Annotated in this window: 18 protein-coding genes and 1 pseudogene; 14 read left to right on the top strand and 5 right to left on the bottom strand. The window is 63.8% G+C overall.

Going from position 1 to position 23085, the window contains the following annotated elements; genetic code table 11:
- Both bamA and ACP691_RS09355 read left to right on the top strand, forming a co-directional pair.
- A partial coding sequence (gene bamA / locus ACP691_RS09360; protein ID WP_426199613.1) for an outer membrane protein assembly factor BamA occupies positions 1 to 1633 on the top strand: 1633 nt, incomplete at its 5' end.
- Positions 1634 to 2169: 536 nt separating this feature from the next.
- The gene (locus ACP691_RS09355; RefSeq protein ID WP_426154308.1) at positions 2170 to 2544 is read left to right on the top strand and encodes a hypothetical protein; all 375 of its coding nucleotides are present in this window, start codon (positions 2170 to 2172) and stop codon (positions 2542 to 2544) included.
- 32 nt (positions 2545 to 2576) lie between these two features.
- Here the strand turns inward: ACP691_RS09355 and ACP691_RS09350 are convergent, their stop codons facing one another.
- Both ACP691_RS09350 and ACP691_RS09345 read right to left on the bottom strand, forming a co-directional pair.
- Positions 2577 to 2831, bottom strand: a complete 255-nt coding sequence (locus ACP691_RS09350) for a hypothetical protein (RefSeq protein WP_426154310.1) — start codon at positions 2829 to 2831, stop codon at positions 2577 to 2579.
- Between the two features lie 113 nt (positions 2832 to 2944).
- Positions 2945 to 3361 (bottom strand): J domain-containing protein, encoded by a 417-nt coding sequence (locus tag ACP691_RS09345; RefSeq protein ID WP_426154312.1) that lies wholly within the window; start codon positions 3359 to 3361, stop codon positions 2945 to 2947.
- Positions 3362 to 3519: 158 nt separating this feature from the next.
- On the opposite strand from ACP691_RS09345, the gene ACP691_RS09340 reads away from it, so the two are divergent.
- From ACP691_RS09340 to ACP691_RS09330, 3 genes and pseudogenes are all read left to right on the top strand, one after another.
- Entirely contained in the window at positions 3520 to 4416 is an 897-nt protein-coding gene (locus tag ACP691_RS09340) for a TIGR02285 family protein (RefSeq protein WP_426154314.1), read from the top strand.
- A gap of 97 nt (positions 4417 to 4513) precedes the next feature.
- Positions 4514 to 5281, top strand: a pseudogene (locus ACP691_RS09335) (MCP four helix bundle domain-containing protein); the annotation flags it as partial.
- Entirely contained in the window at positions 5273 to 6136 is an 864-nt protein-coding gene (locus ACP691_RS09330; RefSeq protein WP_426199675.1) for a methyl-accepting chemotaxis protein, read from the top strand. The pseudogene ACP691_RS09335 and the gene ACP691_RS09330, both read left to right, overlap by 9 nt.
- Before the next feature lie 133 nt (positions 6137 to 6269).
- Here the strand turns inward: ACP691_RS09330 and ACP691_RS09325 are convergent, their stop codons facing one another.
- A complete protein-coding gene (locus tag ACP691_RS09325) occupies positions 6270 to 7169 on the bottom strand; it encodes a LysR family transcriptional regulator (RefSeq protein WP_426154316.1) in 900 nt (299 codons plus the stop codon).
- Between the two features lie 119 nt (positions 7170 to 7288).
- Between ACP691_RS09325 and ACP691_RS09320 the strand changes: the two genes are divergently transcribed.
- From ACP691_RS09320 to ACP691_RS09300, 5 genes are all read left to right on the top strand, one after another.
- Positions 7289 to 8635, top strand: coding sequence for an MFS transporter (locus ACP691_RS09320; protein ID WP_426199611.1), 1347 nt, complete (start codon positions 7289 to 7291; stop codon positions 8633 to 8635).
- Positions 8636 to 8670: 35 nt separating this feature from the next.
- Positions 8671 to 9945, top strand: a complete 1275-nt coding sequence (locus ACP691_RS09315; RefSeq protein WP_426154320.1) for a glucarate dehydratase family protein — start codon at positions 8671 to 8673, stop codon at positions 9943 to 9945.
- Between the two features lie 126 nt (positions 9946 to 10071).
- Positions 10072 to 10998 carry a Gfo/Idh/MocA family protein gene (locus tag ACP691_RS09310; protein ID WP_426154322.1) on the top strand — a complete coding sequence of 309 codons (927 nt, stop codon included), beginning with the start codon at positions 10072 to 10074 and terminating at the stop codon, positions 10996 to 10998.
- A gap of 75 nt (positions 10999 to 11073) precedes the next feature.
- Positions 11074 to 11277 carry a hypothetical protein gene (locus ACP691_RS09305; RefSeq protein ID WP_426154324.1) on the top strand — a complete coding sequence of 68 codons (204 nt, stop codon included), beginning with the start codon at positions 11074 to 11076 and terminating at the stop codon, positions 11275 to 11277.
- A 218-nt stretch (positions 11278 to 11495) separates the two neighbouring features.
- Positions 11496 to 11912: a response regulator gene (locus ACP691_RS09300; RefSeq protein ID WP_426199609.1), complete on the top strand. Its 417-nt coding sequence runs from the start codon at positions 11496 to 11498 to the stop codon at positions 11910 to 11912.
- On the opposite strand, the gene ACP691_RS09295 is transcribed toward ACP691_RS09300, so the two are convergent.
- Together ACP691_RS09295 and baeS are read right to left on the bottom strand one after the other, a co-directional pair.
- The gene (locus ACP691_RS09295; RefSeq protein WP_426199607.1) at positions 11909 to 12589 is read right to left on the bottom strand and encodes a response regulator; all 681 of its coding nucleotides are present in this window, start codon (positions 12587 to 12589) and stop codon (positions 11909 to 11911) included. The genes ACP691_RS09300 and ACP691_RS09295 overlap by 4 nt on opposite strands.
- Positions 12590 to 12592: 3 nt before the next feature.
- Entirely contained in the window at positions 12593 to 13981 is a 1389-nt protein-coding gene (gene baeS, locus ACP691_RS09290) for a sensor histidine kinase efflux regulator BaeS (protein ID WP_426199605.1), read from the bottom strand.
- A 154-nt stretch (positions 13982 to 14135) separates the two neighbouring features.
- On the opposite strand from baeS, the gene ACP691_RS09285 reads away from it, so the two are divergent.
- From ACP691_RS09285 to ACP691_RS09270, 4 genes are read left to right on the top strand one after another with little or no spacing between them, the layout of a single operon-like run.
- Positions 14136 to 15356, top strand: coding sequence for an MdtA/MuxA family multidrug efflux RND transporter periplasmic adaptor subunit (locus ACP691_RS09285; RefSeq protein ID WP_426199604.1), 1221 nt, complete (start codon positions 14136 to 14138; stop codon positions 15354 to 15356).
- On the top strand, positions 15353 to 18550 hold the full coding sequence (locus tag ACP691_RS09280; RefSeq protein ID WP_426199602.1) for an efflux RND transporter permease subunit: 3198 nt from the start codon (positions 15353 to 15355) through the stop codon (positions 18548 to 18550). Before ACP691_RS09285 ends, ACP691_RS09280 begins: the two co-directional genes overlap by 4 nt.
- On the top strand, positions 18547 to 21660 hold the full coding sequence (locus ACP691_RS09275) for an efflux RND transporter permease subunit (RefSeq protein ID WP_426199601.1): 3114 nt from the start codon (positions 18547 to 18549) through the stop codon (positions 21658 to 21660). The genes ACP691_RS09280 and ACP691_RS09275 overlap by 4 nt, the downstream gene beginning before the upstream one ends.
- On the top strand, positions 21657 to 23081 hold the full coding sequence (locus tag ACP691_RS09270; protein ID WP_426199599.1) for an efflux transporter outer membrane subunit: 1425 nt from the start codon (positions 21657 to 21659) through the stop codon (positions 23079 to 23081). The genes ACP691_RS09275 and ACP691_RS09270 overlap by 4 nt, the downstream gene beginning before the upstream one ends.
- Positions 23082 to 23085: the final 4 nt, after the last annotated feature.

The raw sequence follows: 23085 nt of genomic DNA, 5'->3' as shown, positions 1-23085 counted from the left end.
CATCACCCCGGACAAGAAGCACGTCTACATCACCATCAATATCAACGAAGGTGAGAAGTACAAGGTGCGCGAGGTCATGCTGTCCGGCGACCTGAAGGTGCCCGAGCAACAGATCCGCGACCTGTTGCTGGTCAAGCCCGGCCAGGTGTTCTCGCGCAAGGTGATGACCTCCACCTCCGACCTGATCACCCGCCGCCTGGGCAACGAGGGCTACACCTTCGCCAACGTCAACGGCGTGCCCCAGCCTCATGACGACGACCACACCGTGGACATCACCTTCGCCGTGGACCCCGGCAAGCGTGCCTACGTGAACCGCATCAATTTCCGCGGCAACACCAAGACCGAAGACCAGGTATTGCGCCGTGAAATGCGCCAGATGGAAGGCGGCTGGGCTTCGACCTACCTGATCGACCAGTCCAAGACGCGCCTGGAGCGCCTGGGCTATTTCAAGGAAGTGAACGTGGAAACCCCGGCGGTGCCCGGCACCGACGACCAGGTGGACGTGAACTACTCGGTGGAGGAACAACCCTCCGGCTCGATCACCGCCAGCGTGGGCTTCGCCCAGAGCGCGGGCCTGATCCTGGGCGGCTCCATCAGCCAGAGCAACTTCCTGGGCACCGGCAATCAAGTAAGCATCGGCCTCACCCGCTCTGAATACCAGAGCAGCTACAACTTCGGCTTCACCAACCCGTATTTCACGCCGGACGGCGTCAGCTTGGGCTACAACGTGTTCTACAAGAGCACTGACTACAGCAAGCTGTACGATGATGACGATGTGTCCTATTACTCCATCAATAGCCTGGGCACTGGCATCACGCTCGGCTATCCCATCAGCGAAACGTCCCGCCTGAGCTATGGCGTGTCGGTGCAGCATGACGCCATCGACCTGGGCACCTACAGCGCGGATGAGCTGTACGACTTCGTGCAGCGCGAGGGCAGCGAGTTCACCAACTTCAAGGCGACGGTGGGATGGTCCCAATCGGCCCTGAATCGCGGCACCCTGCCGACCAAGGGCTACTCCCAGAACCTGACGCTGATGAGCACCCTGCCGGGCAGCGACCTGCAGTTCTACAAAGTGGACTACTCAGGCCAGGTATTCGCCCCGTTGGGCGACAACCGGGCCGTACGCTTCCATACCAAGCTAGGGTACGGCAATGGCTACGGCGGCACCGACGGCCTGCCATTCTACGAGAACTACCTGGCCGGCGGGCTGAGCTCGGTTCGGGGCTTCAAGGACAGTACCCTGGGCGCGCGCAGCACCCCGGCCACCGGCGCTTACAGCAGCATGGGCCAGGCCTACTACAGCGACCGAGATACCGATGCCCTGGGCGGCAACATCATGATCACCGGCGGCGTGGAGTACTTGTTCCCGCTGCCATTCGTGAAGGACCAGAAGTCCGTACGCACTAGCCTTTTCATGGATGGTGGCAGCGTGTTCAGCAGCAAATGCTACCTGAGCACCACGCAAAGCTGCGGCGGCGTGGACTTCAGCGAAATGGCCGCGTCCCTGGGCGTGGGCGTGACCTGGTACTCCGCCCTAGGGCCGTTGAGCTTCAGCCTGGCGCTTCCGGTGAAGAAGCCCGAAGGGGCTGAAACCCAGGTGTTCCAGTTCTCCCTGGGGCAGACGTTCTAAAGGCCGTATAAGAGAAGCAGGTTGGCGGGTAATAGACAGCGCTTGCGGTATCAGGCTGCCAGGTGACGCCACAATTCGGCATCCAGCAACAGACAGGCGCTTGCGCAAGCGAGCAACGAAAGCCATTGGCCACGCGACAGCCCCATGGTTCAGGCCATCCACAGCCAGGCCAGGGTAACGGCCCAGCCGCACACGGCGGCACAGGTGCTTGCCAGCAGGAGGCGGTCGGCGCGCATGAAAGTCTGCGGCCTTTGCATTGAAACTGTGTGGTGATGAGTGCTGCGCATGATTCATTGTCCCCTTTTGTTATTCCACTTATCGGCGTATCGCAGCGGTTCTTTAAAGGGGAAATGAAGCGTGAAAGAAGAGCGATCATGGATTCCCGGCTGAAGAAATGGATCCGCAATAGTGCACCCAGTCATAGCGCTGGTTGAGCGCATCCAGCTTATTCCGACGCTTGGCTTTCTCGGGGCAGGCGTTGCTTCATCCGACGAATAGCTTTGCACTCAAACCCAGGCTCGGCAAAAATACTGTCCATGCATACAGTATCGGGCGAGCCCATGTATTACCAGATTACTCAAATGTACGTACTGGGCGTACCCAAGGATCTCAAGGCCATTCGGGCGGAGGAGGGGGTGCGAGGCGATGTGCAGGTGCAGCCGGCGCAATGGGGGCCCTTGGGGCGCTGGTCGCTGGCGGCAAGTCTGCGTACCTCGAGCGCCCATGAGGAGGCGCTTTTTCCCCCTCTCTACGATGTCGAGCTTGGAGGTATGGCAACCCTGGGTTTCATCCTTCGCGGAGTGGAGCAGGTCGAGGACCGTTTCTACCTGCAGGCCTGGCACTGCCGAGAAGCCTCCGGGCGCGTGCCTTGGCGGGTGTGCCCACGGTCTGAGCTCGATGGCCTTATATGAACGCGTAGGCTCAGCCTGCGCCGATCACAGAACTACCAAGGGTCAGCCGAGCCCGCCGCGGCATGGCGCAGCGCTTCCATGCGCTGCTGGGAAGCTGTATCGATACGCTCAGCCATTGCCTTGTGCTGGCCGAGGTTGACCAGCCCGAAATCCGTCAGGCAGCGCAGGTAGCCATTGGCACGGGCCGCGCTTTCCCGTATCTCGAGGAAATCCGAGGCCTTCTGCAGATTGTCGAGCATGTTTCGCCAAGTGGGTGTGTGAAGGCTGTCCAGAGGGGAGTTCGCCATTATCCGAGGTCCTCTTTACCTTGCATTCGACATTAAGTGTGGCGGCCAAGTGGCCGCCCACTCCCGATAAAGTCCATAGACCCACCTCTAGGGCGATAATTCCTGACCAGGTTTCAACGCCGCCAGGTGGCAGCAGGCGGGGTATGAACCGCGCTGGTCAATGCCCAGGCCAGTCCCATGCCTAGCGCAAAGGCCAGCGCCACGGCCAATGCGATCCAGAGCCAGCGCTTGGCACAGGGCGCGCGCGGCCCGGTGCGCGAGGGCACCTGACGCAGTTGTTCAAGCTGGGCCCGTAAGCGTAGTTCTTTCTGGGCAGCGATCCAGGCGTCGTGCAGGGCGCGTTGCTGGGGGTCGTTGAGCACCGCATAAGCTTCGTTCAACAGACGAACCACCCGCTCGGCCTCAGGGTCTTGCGGATGACGGTCAGGATGATGTTTTTGCATGAGCGTCTTGTACGCGGCGCGAATGACTTCCGCTGGAGCATTGCGCGCGACATGCAGGTTGGCATAGTGAGTAGGAATTTCGTGCATGCAGCGCTCCGTCCGGCAGCAGGCGTTGACCCGGCGAGCAGGGTATCGGCGCTGATACATCGAACTTTAGACAAGTGCCTGGCGTGTGCACCGGCGGTGCTCTGCTCAAAGGCTGGTATTTGGGTGAGACGCCACCTAGGCTGATAGCGGAACAGGTCTTGGAACAATTTCTCATGCGCGCCAAGCGTCGCTTGCTACCCTGGCTGTTATGCCTGGTCCAAGGCATCGCCATGGCCATCGAGGCGCCTACGGAACAGCCCACGCTCCGCTGGATGACTATCGACTTCCCGCCGCTGTTCATGGTGTCGGGGCCTGAACATGGCGTGGGCGACTACGCCCAGGGCGTCGCCGTGGCGAACCTGCCTGGCTACGAACATGTGCTGCAAGCCGTGCCGCCCAACTACCAGCGCATCGAACAGGAAATGAAGAACCGGGAAAATGTGTGCTTTGCAGGCTTCCTCAAAACGCCTGAGCGCGAACGTTTCATGACGTTCAGCGAACCTTACCTGATGATGCTGCCGGTACAGCTGTTCATCTCTGCCGGGCATGCGGCCCTGGCCCAGGAGAATGGCGCCGTGGACCTGCGCGGGCTGCTGGATACCGGTACCTTCCGCCTCGGCGTACTGGGCGGTCGCCGCTACGGTGCCACGCTGGATCAGGTGATCGACAGCTACGGCGAGCGCGGGCCGGTGTACCGGCGTTATTCCAAGGACCAACTGCGCGGCCTGATCAACATGCTCATGGCTCACGACCGGACTATCGATGGCGTGCTGGCCTACCCTGGGGAAATCACCTACTTGTCCAAGCAGGAGAGCGGCGTGCCGCGGCCGCTGCGCGCCTATCCCCTGCAAGGGGCCCCGGCAGCCATCTTTGGTTATTTTGCCTGCTCGCGCAGCCGCCTCGGGCAAGCCGTGATCGCCAGCATCGACCGCACCATTCCGCATATCCGCGCCGAGGTGGCCGCCCTCTATGCACGCGACCTGGCCCCCCCGGCCAGGGCCGCCTATGCCAGGCTGGTGTATGCCCAGTGGGGCATTCGCCTGCCCAAGGAATGACGGCGGCGGTTGAAGGTTGCGTTCAAGTTCATGCCCGTCGCGCCGATACAGCAATATCGGACCCGGCCTGCGCCTGTCGCCTATCAGGACCCTCACCATGCTAAGAAAAATAAAGATCGCCCACCGGACCCTGCTGTTCTTCGCCCTTGTAGCCATGCTCTTGGCGGGAGTCGGCATTTTCAGCCTGTTCCAGATGGCGACGATCCGGGCTTCCGGCGCCACGGTCGAGAACCATTGGATGAAAAGCCAGGCCACGGCGGACAACATCGCCCTAAGCTTTGCGCGCATCCGGGTCGAATCCCTGCGCCAGCTCGCTTTCAAGGATCCGGAAACCTACCGCAAGAGCGATGAACTGGTAAATGCCTCGATCCAGGACATCAAGCGTGGCCTGCAACAGTATGAAGCGCTGATTGCCAGCCCGCAGGAGCGTGAGGTGTTCAACGCGGCACGCGATACCTTTGGCCAGTATGCAAGCAAACTGGATGAGCGTCAGCGGAGTATCGCCAGCAGCGCGCCTGACAGCGTCATGGGCCCGATCAACCAGGCCCTGGCGGGCCTTGGCCCGGTACTCAACCAGAAACTGGCCGACCTTCGCGATTACAACCAGGTAGGCGCCCAGCAGGCCGCCGCCTATTCCGACGCCGCCTACGGTCGCGCCCGAGGTGTGATCATCGGCGCCATTCTGGTGGCGCTGGCCACGACCCTGGTACTGGCACTGGTGCTCACCCGCAGTATCATCGGGCCGCTGCGCCAGGCCATGGGCTTCGCCGACCGCATTGCCCAGGGCGATCTTACCGGTGCGGTCCAGCGTGACGGCCAGGACGAGGCCACCCAGCTGTTCGCCTCGCTGGGCAGCATGCAGGCCAACCTGCGCCAGACGATCGGGCAGATTGGCGAATCCTCTCAGCAACTCTCGGCTGCCGCGGAACAGATGAGCGCGGTGATGGAAGAGAGCACCCGCGGTATGCAGCGCCAGAATGCGGAGATCGAGCAGGCGGCCACGGCCGTCAATCAGATGACCGCGGCCGTCGAGGAAGTGGCTTCCAACGCAGTCTCCACCTCTGAAGCCTCCCAAGCGTCCAGCCGTTCCGCGGATCTGGGCCGTGGCCAGTTGACCGATGCCATCGCTTCGATCCAGTCTTTGACCGATGACGTCATGAGCGCCTCTGACCGCGCGGCGGCCCTGGCCGTACAGACCCGAAGCATCAGCACCGTGCTGGACGTGATCCGCGCCGTGGCTGAACAGACCAACCTGCTGGCCCTGAACGCTGCCATCGAGGCGGCCAGGGCAGGCGATGCGGGCCGTGGCTTCGCGGTGGTGGCCGATGAAGTCCGCGCGCTGGCCCACCGCACCGGGGAATCCACCCGTGAAATCGAAACCATGATCGGAAGCATCCAGCAGGGCACAGGCCTGACCGTAGATGCCTTGCAGCACAGCGCAGACCGCGCCCGGACCACCATGGAGAAGGCCAATGCCGCCGGCCAGGCCCTGGCGACCATCACCGAGGCCGTGGCCAGCATCAACGACCGAAACATGCTGATCGCCAGCGCCTCCGAGGAACAGGCTCAGGTGGCCCGCGAAGTGGATCGCAGCCTGGTGAGCATCCGCGATCTATCGATCCAGACCGCCACCGGGGCACAACAAACCAGCGTCGCCACCCATGAGCTGGCCCGTCTGGCCACTGACCTCAATGGGCTGGTCAAGCGGTTCAGTCTGTAGACACCGGGCCCGCGCGAGCTCAGCCCCGCGGCTGCGCCCGCTACACGGCGTCCGTTACACGGCGTCCGTCTCCTACACTGGACTGCACACCCTTGTAGGAGTGGGGCGAAGCTCCCGAACGGGGCTGTCCCCGCTACATGGCGTCCGTCTCCACCGCCCCGCGTATCGCTTCGAGCAGCATCTGGCAGGCCGGATTATCGTTGTCCGCGCGCCAGACCAGATGCAGCTCGCTCTGCACCCCCTCACCCAGTTGCATGGCCTTGAACACCACCTCCTTGAACACCACGGTAGTGGCGCAACGGGGCACCAGGGCCAAGCCCATGCCCGCGTTCACCAAGGCCAGAATGGTCAGGGATGAGCCCAGCCACTGCACATAGTTGGGCGTGACCCCGGCGGATCGGAACATCCCGGTCAGGAGTTCGTTGAAAGGGGCATAGGCGGCATGGGAGTACATCAGGAAGGCCTTCCCGTGGAGGTCCTGCACCTCCACTCGAGCACGCGCGGCCAACGGGTGCCCGGCCGGCAGCGCCAGCACGAAAGGCTCGCGCACCAGACGCTCGCTGGCAAAGCCAGGCTCATGGAAGGGTGCCCGGGCAATCCCCAGGTCGATACGGCGGGCCCGTAGCGCCTCGTGCTGCTGCGCGGTGTTCATTTCCGTGAGAGCAATGTTCACATTAGGCTGCTGCTCACGGGCTTCGGTGATCACCTTGGGAAGAAATTCATAGACCGCGCTGCCCACGAAACCGATGGTGACCGAGCCAATGTCTCCGGCGGCGAATCGTCGCGCGGACACCGCCGCCATTTCCGCGCGCTCCAGCAAGCTCTGGGCTTCCACGAAGAAGGCCCGCCCCGCGGCGGTCAGCGCCACGCTGCGCGTGTTGCGGGTAAGAAGGGCCACCCCTAGTTGATGCTCCAGCAGCTGGATCTGCCGGCTCAAAGGTGGCTGGGTCATGTTCAGGCGCTCCGCCGCGCGGCGGAAATTCAATTCAGAGGCTACCGCGGCAAAGCAGCGAAGCTGGGCAAGTTCGAACACTGATTCATTCCAGGTATCAATGGCTAGCAAAACTAGATTAGACCGCAACAATACAGGCGTCCATCATCTTCCCACAGCCCCAGCAAGCTGCCTTGCGACCAAAAGAACAATAGCGGGAGATGCCAGTGAACCAGTCCCTCAATGCCGTTTCGCCAGAGGCGCTCGCCCGGGCGGCGAGCAAGGTAAAGCGTCATGTATTGCCGCTTTTCGTGGTGATGTTCATCGTCAACTATATCGATCGAGTGAACATCGGTTTTGTACGCAGCCACATGGAAGCCGACCTGGGCATAGGCGCGGCTGCCTATGGACTGGGGGCCGGGCTGTTCTTCATCGGTTATGCCCTGTTCGAAGTTCCGTCGAACCTGCTGCTGCAACGCTACGGTGCCCGCGCCTGGCTGGCTCGGATCATGCTCACCTGGGGCGTGGCGGCCATGGCCATGGCGTTCGTGAAAGGCGAAACCAGTTTCTATGTATTGCGATTCATCCTCGGCGCGGCCGAGGCCGGCTTCTTCCCAGGCATCATCTACTACTTCACGCAGTGGCTACCAGGTTCCGAGCGAGGCAAGGCCATGGCCGTGTTTCTCAGCGGTTCAGCCATTGCGTCGGTGATTTCCGGGCCGGTGTCAGGCGGGCTGCTGAGCCTGGGCCTACCCTGGCTGCATAGCTGGCAATGGATGTTCCTCATCGAAGGTTTCGCCTCGGTAGTCCTGTGCGCCTTCGTCTGGCTGTACCTGCAATCCCACCCCCACGAGGCCAAATGGCTCAGCGCGCAAGAGAAAGAAGCGTTGATCAGCACCATCGCCGCCGAGCAGGCGGCCCGCGAGGCGGAACGGGGCGGGCGCCCGTCCGTGTGGCGCCTGCTGGCGGACCGGCAGATCCTGCTCTTCTGCTTCATCTATTTTTCCGTGGCCTTGACCATTTATGGCGCTACGTTCTGGCTGCCCAGCATGATCAAGAAGATGGGCAGCCTGGGAGATTTCCAGGTGGGCCTGCTCAATGCCATTCCCTGGCTGATTTCCATCGTCGCCATGTATGGCTTCGCCGCGCTGGCGAGCAAATGGCGGCATCAGCAGGCCTGGTGCGCGCTGACGCTGCTGATCGCCGCTCTCGGCATGTTCATGTCAACCACCGGCGGGCCTGTGTTCGCCTTCGTGGCCATCTGTTTCGCCGCCATCGGTTTCAAGGCAGCCTCGGCGCTTTTCTGGCCTCTGCCCCAAGGCTATCTGGATGCCCGCATCGCCGCGGCGGTCATTGCCCTGATCAACTCCATCGGCAACCTGGGTGGCTTCGTGGCACCCACCGCCTTCGGCTTCCTTGAACAGACCACAGGCTCCATCCAGGGTGGCCTGTACGGGCTAGCGCTCACCTCGGTACTGGCGGCCGTGGTGGTGATGTTCGCCCGAGGCAGACCCGGCCCCGGCCAACAGCCCGTGGGCCGGAACAAGCCCGAAGCCGCCACCGCCTGAAGCCAATGCTTGATATCTCGAAGGGAGTACCCACCTTGAAGATCATCCGTGTCACCGTCACCCCTATCGCCTTTCGCGATCCACCACTGCTCAATGCCAGCGGCATCCATGAACCCTGGGCGTTGCGCTCGATCATCGAGGTTGAAAGCGACAATGGCTACGTAGGCCTGGGCGAAAGCTACGGCGACGCGCCGGCCCTGGCTATCCAGCAGGCGGTGCGCGAACAGTTGATCGGCCTGGACCCCTTCGACCTTGCCGCCCTGCGCCGGATCGTGCAAGGCACGGTGGCGGCCCACAAGCCAGCGAGCCTGGCAGGCGCCGAGCTGGCACCCGGTTCACATGCCAGCAAGGCCGTGAGCAATGCCTATTCCGCGTTCGAAGTGGCCTTCCTGGATCTGCAGGCACGCTCGTTGAACCGCCCGCTGGTGGACCTTCTCGGTGGCGCGGTTCGTGACCAGGTGCCGTTCAGCGCCTACCTGTTCTTCAAATACGCCCAGCATGTGGACAGCCCCTATCCGGCGGACAGCTGGGGCGAGGCCCTGAGCGAAGCCCAGATCGTGGCACAGGCCGGACGCATGATCGAAGCCTATGGCTTCCAGAGCATCAAGCTCAAGGCCGGCGCCCTGGCCCCTGAGCATGAAGTGGCCTGCATCAAGGCCCTCAAGCGTGCGTTCCCCGGTCATCCCTTGCGCATCGACCCCAACGGCAATTGGTCCTTGGACACCGCGTTGCGCATGGCAGAGCTGCTCGGCGATGACCTGCAGTACTACGAAGACCCCACGCCAGGCCTGGACGGCATGGCTGAGCTGCACCGCCGAACCGGGCTGCCCCTGGCCACCAACATGGTGGTCACCGATTTCGATGAGCTGCGCCGCAGCATTGCCCTCGACAGCGTGCAGATCGTATTGGCCGACCACCATTACTGGGGCGGCCTGCGCGATACGCAGCACCTGGCCAAACTGTGCGCTACCTTCGGCCTGGGGGTCTCCATGCATTCGAACTCCCATCTTGGCATCAGCCTAATGGCCATGGCTCACGTGGCCGCCGCGACCCCCAATCTGGACTACGCCTGCGACACTCACTACCCCTGGCAGGAACCCGACGAGGAAGTGATCAAGGGCGGTAAGCTGCCTATTCGCAATGGCTGCGTGAGCATCACCAAGGCGCCAGGGCTGGGAGTGGAGCTTGATCATGATCAACTGGGCAAACTTCATGACCAGTTCCTGAGCTGCGGAATACGACAGAGGGACGACGTGCGTCAGATGCAGCGCTACAAGCCGGACTGGAAGGCGGTCAAGCCTCGCTATTGAAGCGATCCTGAAGAAAGCCAGCGACGGCTGGCAAAGGGCTTTTCCGCCCGGGAGCTATCCGTCGGCTGCACGGGCTCCTACAATCGGCGGGCTTGGCTCTCTACAACAATACAACAGGAGTGTTCGATGCAGCCCATTCGTCTTGGCCTGGTGGGGTACGGCAAGATCGCCCAGGACCAGCACCTGCCTGCCATTCGCGCCAACCCGATGTTTTCCCTGGAGGGGGTTGCGACCCAGGGCGCGCCTTGCCCGGGTGTGCCCAACTTCGGCACCCTTACCGAGCTGCTGGCGTCGCAGCCGAGTCTCGATGCCATCGCCTTCTGCACGCCACCGCAAGGGCGCTATGGTCTTGTCCATGAGGCTCTGAAGGCCGGCAAGCACGTGTTGGTGGAGAAACCGCCTTGCGCTAGCCTGGGCGAGGCCATGGCCTTGGTGGCCCAGGCCCGCGACGCCAGGCTCGCCGGCCTGTTCGCCTGGCATTCCCGGTTCGCTCCGGGGGTGGAGGCTGCTCGCGCCTGGCTCGTGGGGCGGCCGCTCAAGGCGGTGCGGGTGCAGTGGAAAGAAAGCGTTCGCAAGTGGCACCCGGGGCAAACATGGATCTGGCGCGCGGGAGGCCTGGGGGTGTTCGACCCTGGCATCAATGCCTTGTCCATCGTGACCGAGCTGCTGCCCACGTCCTTGTTCATTCAACAGGCCGAGCTGCGGGTACCCGCCAATTGCCAGGCCCCCATTGCCGCGACCATGGCCTTGCGTGACACCCAGGGGTTGCCGGTGAGCGTGGACCTGGACTTCGATCATGGCCATGACGAGCTCTGGCGCATTGAGCTGGAGGCCGAAGATGGCACCCTGCGCCTTGACCAGGGCGGTGCCGTTGTCACCCTCGACGGCATGCCAGTGGCGGTGTCGGAGGAGGGCGAGTACCCCGCGCTGTACCGGCATTTCCACGAACTGGTCCAGGCACGCGGCCAGGACATGGACGTGCAGCCCCTGCGGGTGGTGGCTGATGCCTTCTTCGCTGGGGAAAGAACGACCGTCGAGCCGTTTTACGAGTAGGCGGGCATTGCGGACAGAACTCTCCGAGGCCTCAGGTTTTCAAATCCTTCGAAACCTTCAGCCCCGGAGACTTCCATGAAATCCGATAACACCAGCGGCCGGCAGTGGCCTCGTCGTGACCGGCCCGAAGACGCCCGTGGCCTGCCCGGCCGCCCGGAAAACGCCGGAAGCGGCATCACCGGCTCCAGCGGCGGCAAGCCAGGCGAGGCCGCGCGCCCACAACCCACTACTCGGCAGGATCGTCAGAGTCGAGACGACGAAAACCTTGGGGCCGACTGAAGGCTTCATGAAGGCAGCGTTATCATCAGCATAGCGCTGCCGATTGCCAGGTTGTGACCAAAGCGTTTCGTTGGCCTGCTCATCCTATCCATATCGCCAACGGCCCTGGGCCGTTGGCGGGTCTTGTCATCGCCCCGCTCGACAAATGGCGCGCGGCCCCGTAGCGTTAGGGCGCCAGCGTCCACGATTCATCTCCACAACTTGCACGAGTGCTGCACATGACATTACCAGGCGCCCCCTGGGGCGATGACCGTCTACATGACCTGCGGGTATTGGTGGTTGAAGACGACGCGCTGGTCAGCATGTTCGTCGAAGCCCTGCTGGACGCCGTGGGAGTGGGCGAGGGGGTGCGCCTGGCCCATACGCTGGAGCAAGGGCAGTGGCTGGCTGAAAGCGGTAACTTCGACCTGGCGTTGCTGGATGTCTACCTGGACCACCAGCCGGTGTTCGGCGTTGCCCGCACCTTGCAGGCGCGAGGCGTTCCCTTTGCCTTCGTCTCTGGAAACCCGGGCGCCGAGGTCCAGGCTCAGTTTCCGGGTGTGCCGGTCATCCACAAGCCATTCCAGGCGGCGGAACTCGAGGGGGTGTTGCGGCAGTTGCTGGCGGCTTCCTTCGCGCAACAGCACCGTGTCTAGAAAGCCGCGGCCCATTTGTAACCCACGCCGTATAAAGACTGGATAGGGTCATCCCCCGGGCAAGCCTGGGCCAGCTTGCGCCGCAGGTTGCGCACGTGGCTGTCCACGGTCCGGTCGGTCACGATGCGCCGGTCCGGATACAGGTGGTCGAGCAATTGGTCCCGGGAGAACACTCGCCCCGGCGCGCTGGAAAGGGTATCCAGCAGGCGCAGTTCTACCCGGGTCAATTCCAGCGTCACGCCGTCGAAGCTGGCCTGGTGTGCCTCGCGGTCGATCACTAGGCGAGCGCCGCCGGGGGTGGGGCTGGCAATCGACGGCGCGCGGCGTAGGACGGCCTTCACCCTGGCGACCACCTCACGGGGGCTGAAGGGCTTGCACACGTAGTCGTCGGCGCCAAGGTCCAGCCCCTGCAGGCGGTCGCTTTCCTCCACCCGAGCGGTAAGCATGATGATGGGCACCGGGCTGAACGAACGGATGTCCCGGCACACCTCCAGGCCGTCGCGCCCGGGCAGCATCAAATCCAGCAGGACGAGACGCGGCCGATGGGTACGCACCGCCGCCGCGGCATCCAGGCCGTTGACCACGCAGAGGGTAGGGAAGCCCGCGGCTTCAAGGTAGTCGCGCAGAAGCGCGGCCAACTTGGGCTCGTCCTCGACGATCAGGATGGGCGCTTCCATCGCCTATACCGCTTTCGGCAGGCGCAGCGTCAGCCATAACCCGCCCAGGGGCGATGGGGCAGCGCTCAGCTCGCCACCATGGGCCTGGGCGATGCTGTTGCAAATGGCCAGGCCCAGGCCGGCGCCGCCGCTGGCTCGACTGCGAGAGCCTTCGCCTCGATAGAATCGCTCGAACAGCCTGGCCAGTTGCGCCGGTGTCACGCCGGGCGCGGAATCCTGAAAGTCCAGGCGCCAGTGGGCCTCTTGCTGAGCGAGGCCGATGCGCAACTCACCGCCGCGGTCTGTGTAGCGCAGGCTGTTCTCCAGCAGGTTATTCAGCAACTGCTGTAGCCGTGCAGGGTCGGCCTCCACTCGCAGCGGCCCGGGAATCGACGTCAGTGTCAGCGCGATGCCCCGTTCGGCATAGCGCTCCTGGAAGCTGCCAACGCACAGCGACACCAGCTGGGCCAGATCGCAGGGCTGCCTGCGGTAGGCGAGGGCGCCCACATCCGCGAGGGATAATTCATACAAATCATCCACCAGCTTGCTTAGCATGGCGACCTCTCCTTGCAGGGATTTGACCGATGCGGCGTCCAGGCGGCGCACGCCGTCCTCGATGGCCTCCAGCTCACCCCTGAGGATCGACAGAGGCGTACGCAGCTCATGGGACACGTCAGCCATGAACTCCCGACGCACTTGCTCGTTACGCTCCAAGGTATGAGCCAGGTGATTGAAGTCGGCGGCCAGTCGGCCCACTTCGTCCTGGGTCCTTACGGAAACTCGGCTCTGATACTCGCCGGCCGCCAGGCGATGGGTGGCCGCCGCCACCCGCTTGACCGGGGCCAGCAGGGTGCGGGATATCCAGGCTGCGATGAGCATGGCGAGCAGCAACGACACCAGGCCCATGGCAATACTGGTGCGCAGCTGGTATTGCTGGAAGCGCTCGCCGCCAGCCTCGGTCACGCTCTGGAAAGGGCTCACGGCTATCCAGCCGACAGTGCTGCCAGCCACGTCTATGGGCGCGAGCAAGGCGTCGTCACCGATAGCGGGATAGCCGGCTACCCGCTGATGCCGGGCGTCGAGTAGCGCCGTGCGGAACACGGTGCCTGTAAGGTCGGAGGCTGGCGGGATGCGCATTTCATGCTCTTCGGCGGTCGCCAGGGGGTCCGGCCGCAGCAGATCGAACCAGCGCTGGGGGTGGTGGCGGATAAAGTCCCAGTTGCCGCCTTCAGCGAGATAGGCCTGAGCCATGCGTGGCACCAAGGCGTCGACCCGCTGCATTGCCAGCTCGTTGAGATAGCCGACGAAGCCACGGGCAAAACTCCAATTGCTGGCCGCGCCCATGCTGACGATCACCAGCAGGACGCTGGCGAGCACGGCAAGGAAAAGCTTGCTGGAAATGCTGATTTTCATGAGTGCTACGCATCGTGAAGGCCCTGCTATTTAGGACGCCCCAGCCGGCTGATTCAAGTGCGGCGGGCAAACTCCATTTTCCCTGCACATTTGTCGGCCACCATTGCGCCGTGCCTTGCCATGTCCGGCGGGCTTTTTTCAAGAGCAGGAACAGATGGCTGAACGATCCAGGCGAACCCTCCGCATTCTTTTTGTCATAGCGGCCGCCGTGGCCATAGTGTTCCTAGGCATGGGTGTCTGGCGCTCGCTGCATGGCAACCAGAGCTCACCGGTGGGCGGCCCGCCCGCGGCTCCAGGCGGGCCGGGTGGCCCAGGCATGGCCGGCGGCAGCTCCGCCGCGGTGACGGTGGCGGTGGGGCAGGCCCAGCGTGAGGACGTCCCCGTCTATCAGACGGCCCTTGGCACAGTCGTGGCCAACGCCTCGGTAACTGTTACCAGTCGGGTGGACGGCCAGCTGCAAGCGGTGTATTTCACCGAAGGACAGCCTGTGAAAAAAGGCCAGTTATTGGCCCAGATCGACCCCCGAAGTTACCAGGCGACCCTGGCCCAGTACCAAGGAGACCTGGCGCAGAACCGGGCCCTGCTCAAAAGTGCCCAGTTGACCCTGGCCCGCTACCAACGGCTGTTCGACAAGGATTCCCTGGCCCGCCAGGACCTGGACACCCAGGCCGCCACCGTGGGCCAATACCAGGGCGCTGTGCAGGCCGACGAAGCGCAGATCGCCGCTGCCCGGTTGGACCTGGAGTACGCCCGTATCGTCTCGCCCATCGACGGCTACGTCGGCCTGCGCCTGGTGGACCCTGGCAACATGGTGCACGCCAGCGACACCACTGGCATCGTGACCGTGACCCAAACCGACCCCATTGCCGTGACCTTCAGCCTGCCCCAGGCGCAGTTGGCCGAACTGTTGCCCAAGCTGCGGGCTGGCCAGGCCTTGCCGGTACAGGCCCTGGATGCGCAGCAGGATCAAGCGTTGGCCACGGGCGAGCTTAAGTTCATCAGCAACGAGATCGACACCGCCACCGGCAGCATCAAGCTCAAGGCCCGGTTCTCCAATGCCGACCAGAAGCTGTATCCCAACCAGTTCGTCAACGTGAAGGTCCGCACTCAGGTCTTGAGTCAGGCGGTGACCGTACCTTCGGCCGCCGTACAACTGGGCGCCAGTGGCAACTTCGTTTACGTACTCGATACCAGCGACAAGGTTGTACGCCGTGCGATCACCAGCGGTCCGGTGACAGGAGATCGCACCGTGATCCTCGAGGGGGTGACCGCGAACGAGCGGGTGGTCACCCGTGGCATCGATCATCTGCGCGACGGTATCCAGGTCACGGTCGAACATGCCACCGAGGTCGCCGGCAGCGAGGCGCGTCCATGAACCCGTCACGCCTGTTCATTCAAAGGCCCGTGGCCACGGTACTGTTGATGCTGGCCGTGCTCTGTGCCGGCGCCTTCGCCTATCGCTTGTTGTCTACCTCTGCGCTGCCGGAAGTGGACTACCCGACCATTCAGGTCACCGCGCTCTATCCCGGTGCCAGCGCGACCGTACTGGCCACATCGGTGACCGCTCCTCTGGAGCGTCAGCTAGGCCAGATGGCGGGCCTGGAGCAGATGTATTCCACCAGTTCGGCGGGCGCCTCGGTGATAAACCTCAAGTTCGCCTTGAGCCTGTCGCTCGATGAAGCCGAGCAGGAAGTGCAAGCCGCCATCAATGCCGCCGACAGCCTCTTGCCATCGGACTTGCCCAACCCGCCCACCTACAAGAAGGTCAACCCGGCCGATACGGCGGTGATCACCCTGGCCGCCACCTCCGACAGCCTGCCGCTGACCCAGGTGCAGGACCTGATCAATACCCGGATAGCCCTGAAGCTGTCCCAGATCAAGGGCGTTGGCCTGGTCAGCCTGGCTGGCGGGCATCAGCCCGCGGTACGCATCAACGCCGACCCGGCTGCACTGGCGGCGCACGGCCTGACCCTGGAAGACCTCTACGACACCATCAATGACGCCAACGTCAACGGCTCCAAAGGCGGCTTCGACGGGCCGGACCATTCCATCACCATCGACGCCAACGATCAGCTGCGCGATGCCCGGCAGTATGGCGACCTGGTATTGAAGTACGAGAATGGCGCGGCCCTTTTCCTGCGTGACGTGGCCACCACCGAAGACGGCAGTGAGAACGCTTACCTGGCCGCCAGCGCCAACGGCCAGCCCGCCATCGTGATCAACGTGCAACGACAGCCCGGGGCCAATGTGATCCAGGTGGTCGATGCCATTCAGGCGCAACTTCCGAGCCTGCAGCAAGCCCTGCCGGACAGTGTGAAGCTGCAGGTGCTGGCTGACCGCACCCAGACGATCCGGGCGTCCATTCACGACGTGCAGTTCGAACTGGTACTGTCCATCGCCCTGGTGGTGATGGTGACCTTCGTTTTCCTGGGCAATATCACCGCAACCCTGATCCCCAGCGCCGCCGTGCCGCTGTCTCTGGTCGGCACCTTTGGGGTGATGTACCTGGCCGGTTTCAGTCTGAACAACCTCAGCCTGATGGCGCTGACCATCGCGACCGGATTCGTGATCGACGACGCCATCGTGGTGGTGGAGAACATTTCCCGTCACCTGGAAGAGGGCGACAGCCCGATGCAGGCGGCGTTGAAGGGGTCTGGGGAGATCGGCTTCACCATCATCTCGCTGACCTTGTCCCTGGTGGCGGTACTGATCCCACTGCTGTTCATGGGGGACCTGGTAGGCCGGCTATTCCGTGAGTTCGCCATCACCCTGGCCGTGGCGATCCTGGTGTCCATGGTGATTTCCCTTACCCTGACGCCGATGCTTTGCGCTTACCTGCTCAAGCATCTCAAGCCTGAGCAGCAGGGCCGCTTCGCCCGTTGGAGCGAACATCAGTTCACCCGTCTTACTCAAGCCTACGACCGCGGCCTGGGCTGGGTGCTGGCGCATCGAGGGCTGACCTTGCTGGTGGCCATCGGCACCTTCGCTTTGACCGCGGCGCTCTACCTGGCCGTGCCCAAAGGCTTCTTTCCGAATCAGGACACTGGGCTGATCCAAGGCTTCACCCGGGCCTCCCAGGATGTGTCCTTCAGCGAGATGGCCCGCCGACAGGCCGCGATGGTCGAGGTCGTCAGCCGAGACCCGGCCGTGGCCTCGGTATCTTCCAGCCTGGGCGTGGATGGCACCAACGCGACCCTGAACAATGGGCGCCTGCAGATCCAGCTCAAGCCATTCAGCGAGCGAGACGAGCGTGCCAACGAAGTGATCGCCCGGCTGGCCCAGGCCAGCCGGGCGGTGGCCGGCATCCGCCTGGACATGGTGGCGGCCCAGGACCTGAGCGTGGACGACCAGCTCACGCCTAGCCAATACCAGTTCACCCTGGACGACGCCGACAGCGCTCGCCTGGCCGTCTTGCTGCCCAAGTTGATGGCCGCGCTGCAACAACGCCCGGAATTGAAGGATGTCATCGATAACCTTCAGGACCAGGGCCTGGTCGCCTACGTCGACCTTGACCGCCAGGCCGCGGCGCGCTTCGGCATCACCGCCGCGGATGTGAACACGGCCCTGTACAACGCCTTTGGCCAGCGGCTCATCTCCACCATCTTCACCCAGGCCAACCAGTACCGCGTGGTACTGCAAGTGCCCGGCAAGTTCCAGCAATCCATGGCGGCCTTCGATCAGATCTACCTGGCGGCCGGCACTGCCAGCACAACCACGACCGCTACGTCCGGCTCGACCACTACCAGCACTACCGACAGCGTCGGCTCCGGCACGAGCAGCTCGACTGCCAGTTCCAGCGGCACGGCCAGTTCCAGCCTGGTGCGGCTGAGCAGCATTGCCAGGATCAGCCAGCGCACCGGCGCCCTGTCGTTGAATCGCCTGGGCCAGTTTCCAGCGGTGACGGTGTCATTCAACCTTGCTGACGGTCATTCCTTGGAAGATGCTCAGAAAGCCGTGGCCGAAGCGCTCAAGCAGGTGGACGCGCCTGCGTCCGTGACCCTGCGCTATCAAGGCGCGGCGGCGTCTTTCCAGCAGGCATCGGCCAATACGCTCTGGCTGATCCTGGCCGCGCTCTTGACCATGTACATCGTTCTGGGCGTGCTTTATGAGAGCTACATCCATCCGCTTACCATCCTTTCGACACTGCCATCGGCGGCGATCGGCGCGCTGCTGGCGTTGCTGCTCAGCGGCAGCGATTTCTCCCTCATCGCGCTGATCGGCGTGATCCTGCTCATCGGCATCGTCAAGAAGAACGCCATCATGATGGTCGACTTCGCCTTGCAAGGCAGGGCGGAGGGGCTAACCCCCCGTGACGCCATCCATCGTGCCTGCCTGTTGCGCTTGCGGCCGATCCTGATGACCACCATGGCAGCGTTGCTCGGCGCAGTGCCCCTGATGTTCGCCACCGGGGCGGGCGCGGAACTGCGGCGGCCCCTGGGCTTGGTCATCGTTGGCGGGCTACTGCTCAGCCAACTGCTTACCCTGTTCACAACTCCGGTGATCTACCTGGCCTTCGACGGCCTGGCTGAAAGACTGCAACGGTGCCTGCGCGTCCGGAGCACGGCATGAACCTGAGCCGCGTGTTCATCGCCAGGCCCGTGGCCACGGTGCTCTTGACCCTGGCCCTGCTGCTGCTCGGCGGGTTGGGCTATGGCCTGCTACCCGTGGCGCCGCTGCCCCAGGTGGACTTCCCCACCGTAATGGTGGAAGCCAGCTTGTCCGGAGCCAGCCCGGAAACCATGGCGGCGACCGTGGCCACGCCGTTGGAGCGTACCCTGGGGCAAATCGCCGGGGTTACCGAAATGACCTCCAGCAGTAGCCAGGGCTCGACCAACATCATTCTGCAGTTCGATCTGGACCGTGACATCAACGGTGCCGCCCGCGACGTGCAGGCGGCTATCAACGCCGCTCGCAGCCTGCTTCCCAGCGCGATGAAATCGCTGCCGACCTACCGCAAGGCAAACCCCTCCGATGGGCCGGTGATCATGCTGGCGTTGACCTCGGCGACCCGGGATGCCGGCCAGTTGTACGACCTGGCGTCCAGCCTGTTGCAGCAGAAGATCGCCCAGGTGCAGGGGGTAGGGCAGGTGTCGGTGCGCGGTGGTTCGCTGCCGGCGGTGCGGGTGGACGTGCAGCCGCAGCCGCTCAGCCATGCGGGCATCAGCCTGGCGCAGGTCAGCGATACCTTGAGCAATGCCACCCGCAACAAGCCCCTGGGCGCGCTGCAAATGGGCGAGCAAAGCTGGGCCATCGAGGGCAACCAGCAGTTGGAGAGCGCAGCGGACTACCAAGGCCTGGTGGTGGGCTACCACAATGGCGCCGCTGTTTACCTGCGCGACGTCGCCAAGGTCTACGACGCCGTGGAAGACGTGTATGTGGCCGGGTACTACAACGGACAGCCCTCGGTGACCCTCGGCGTTACCCGCTCGGCCGGGGCCAACATGCTCGACACCATAGACGCAGTAAGCGCGCTCATGCCTGCGCTACAAGCCATGCTGCCCGGCGATGTGCAACTGGTGAAGGTCATCGACCGCTCGCCCACCATTCGCGCATCGCTGCGCGACACGGAAGTTACCTTGCTGATCGCCGTGCTGCTGGTGGTAGCCGTGGTGTTCGTGTTCCTGCGCAACCTGCGCGCGACCCTCATTCCCGCGGTGGCCTTGCCCGTGTCCCTGGTCGGTACCTGCGCGACCATGTACGTGCTGGGGTACAGCCTGGACAACCTGTCGCTGATGGCGCTGATCATCGCCACGGGCTTTGTGGTGGACGATGCCATAGTCGTGCTGGAAAACATCGCCACCTACCAGGAGCGCGGCATGCGCCCCCTGCGGGCGGCCTTGCAGGGGACTCGGGAAGTGGGTTTCACCGTGCTGTCCATGACGGTCTCCCTGGTAGCGGTGTTCATTCCTCTGCTTTCGATGGGCGGCATCGTCGGGCGACTTTTCCGCGAATTCGCCGTAACCCTGAGCATCGCCCTAGGCCTGTCGATGCTGGTGTCCCTGAGCATCACGCCGGTGCTCTGCGTGGCGTTTCTGCGCCCGGCACCCTCGGGCAAGCAAGCGCCACGCCTGTATCGGGCGATCGAAGCCGTGCTGGATGACCTGCAGGCGCTTTACCTGAGCGCGCTTGGCTGGGTCATGCGGCATCGCTTGCTGACCCTGTTCAGTCTCTTGCTGACACTGGTCTTGAATCTCTACCTCTATACGGTAGTGCCCAAGGGGTTTTTCCCGGCCCAGGATACAGGCGTTCTGATGGGCGCCATCCGGGCCGACCAGAACATTTCCTACCAGGCACTGAAGCCCTACATCCTGGAAATTTCCCAGGCCATGGCCAAGGATCCGGACGTGGCCGCGGTCATGGCGTCGACCGGCAGCGGGGGCTTCGGCTCGCGCAATACGGCGCAGTTGTTCATTCGCCTGAAGGATTTCAGCGAGCGACAGGCGACGGCGCAGCAGATCGCCAACCGGTTGAGCAACGCCTACAGCATGCATGCGGGCATCCAGATGTTCGCCATGCCCATCGAAGACCTGCACATCGGGGGGCGCAGCGCCAACGCCACCTATCAGTTCAGCCTCCAGGCCGATGACCTGGCCCTGCTACGGACCTGGACGCCCAAGGTCGAGCAGGCGCTGCGTCGCCTGCCCCAGCTGACCTCGGTGGATTCGGACGCGCAGACCGGCGGCCAGGAGGTGATGCTGGAAATCGACCGCGCTGCCGCGTCCCGGCTCGGCGTCAGCGTGGATGATCTGGACAGCTTCCTGGGCAACGCCTTCAGCCAGGCCAACGTGGCCACGGTTTATCGCACGCTGAACCAGTATTACGTGATCATGGACCTGGCTGCCCGCTACAGCCAGGACCCCAGCGTGCTCAGCGAGCTGTACCTGATCAACGACCAGGGCGCACAAGTACCGTTGAGCGCCATCGCCCGGTTCGCCAGCGCCGAGGCGCCCTTGTCCGTCGCACACGCCGGGCAGTCGGCGACCAGCACAGTAGCCTTCAACCTGGCCGACGGGGTCACCCTCGAAACCGCCCAGGCCGCGGTCAAGGCAGCATTGCAACAGATCGGCCTGCCGTCCCAGGTGCACGGCAGCTACTCTGGCACGGCTGCCGCCAGCGCCTCGCTGGCCAGCAGCATGCCGTGGCTGATTCTCGCCGCGTTGCTCGCAGTCTATATCGTGCTAGGGGTGCTCTACGAAAGTTACATCCACCCCCTGACCATTCTGTCCACCTTGCCATCGGCCGGGTTGGGGGCACTGCTATTGCTGCAGATCACCGGTACCCAGCTCACGGTCATTGCCTTGATCGGCATCCTCCTGCTGATCGGCATCGTCAAGAAGAACGCCATCATGCTGATCGACTTTGCGCTTGTCGCTGAGCGCCAGCTGCGCATGGGCCCCGAACAAGCCATTGTGGAGGCCTGCCGACAACGGCTGCGACCGATCCTGATGACCTCCCTGGCAGCGTTCTTCGGTGCCTTGCCCATGGCCCTGGCTAGCGGCGGCGATGCCGACCTGCGGCGTCCCCTGGGCCTGGCCATCTGCGGCGGCCTGGCGCTGAGCCAGTTGCTGACGTTGTTCACCACGCCTGTGCTGTACCTCTATTTCGACCGCTTGAGCCGCGTCACTCGCCGCCAGTGGAATCTGCGAATCCGCCGCCTCGGCCCTGAGAGTCTTTCATGAAGTTGCCTGCCCTCTGCCGTTTCGCCCCTTCACTGTTGCTGCTCGCCATGCTGGGCGGGTGCATGGTGGGGCCAGATTACCAGCGCCCCAGCGCCGCCGCCCCGGTGGCCTTCAAGGAGGCCGCCGGCTGGACCGCCGCCGCGCCCAAGGATGATCAGCCCAAGGGGCGCTGGTGGACGGCCTATCACGATGCCCAGCTGGACGGCCTGATGGACCAGGTGGCGCTGAACAATCAGAACGTGGCGCAGTACCAGGCCCAGTATCAGCAAGCCCTGGCATTGGCCCGGGCTTCGAAGGCCGAGCTGTTCCCCAGCCTGGACGCGACCCTGGCCAGCACCCGCAGCGAAAGCGCCAGCACCTCCTCCGGCACGGCCGGCCAATCCGGGGCAGGCAATACCCATCAGGCGACGCTCAGCGCCAGTTGGGAGCTGGACCTCTGGGGTAAGCTACGGCGAACGCTGGAAGAGAACCGCGCCAGCGCCCAGGCCAGCGCCGCGGACCTGGCTGCCGCGACCTTGAGCGCGCAGTCCGAGTTGGCCCAGGATTACTTCAAGCTGCGTTTGCTCGACCGGCAACTGGAACTGTATCGGGCTACGGTGTCGACCTACGAGCGATACCTGAAGGTGGTGCAGAATAAATACGAAGAGCAGATCAGCTCCCGAGCGGACTTGGCCCAGGCCCAGACCCAACTTGAAAGCGCCCGGGCCACGCTGCTCGACTACCAGTGGCAGCGCGCCCAGTATGAACACGCCATCGCCTTGCTGATCGGCAAGGCCCCGGCAGAATTCAGCCTGGCGGCACGCCCGGCGGGCGGCCAGGACGCCTGGGCCTGGCATATACCGGCCATCCCGGTGGCGCTCCCCAGCCAGTTATTGGAGCGTCGCCCGGACATAGCCGCGGCCGAACGTGAAGTGGCCGCCGCCAATGCCGCCGTGGGCGTCGCTACGGCGGCCTACTACCCGGACCTCACCTTGAGCGCCAGCGCAGGCTACCAGGCCAGCAGCCTGAGCACGCTATTCAATGCCCCGACCCGCTTCTGGTCCATCGGACCCTCGTTGACCGGCAACCTGCTGGATTTCGGTGCCACCCGTGCCAGCGTGGACCAGGCCCGGGCCAGCTACGAGGCCCAGGTCGCCGCCTACCGACAGACCGTGTTGACAGGCCTTGGCGAAGTCGAGGATTACCTGGTGCAACTGCGAACCCAGGAGCCGGAACTGGCCGCTCGTACCCGCGCTGTCGCCGCTGCCGCCGAGTCCGCCCGGGTCACGGTCGACCAATACGAAGCCGGGAAAATCGACTACCTGGATGTGGCCACGACCCAGGCTACCTTGCTCAGCCAACAGGAGAGCCTGCTGAGCCTGGTCAGTACGCAACTGGTCACCAGCGTGGAACTGATCGTGGCGTTGGGTGGAAGCTGGTAGGCGA

Source organism: Pseudomonas sp. DC3200b2 (assembly GCF_049895785.1).
GTDB classification, from domain to species: domain Bacteria; phylum Pseudomonadota; class Gammaproteobacteria; order Pseudomonadales; family Pseudomonadaceae; genus Aquipseudomonas; species Aquipseudomonas massiliensis.
This window is presented reverse-complemented; position numbering and strand designations above follow the sequence as displayed.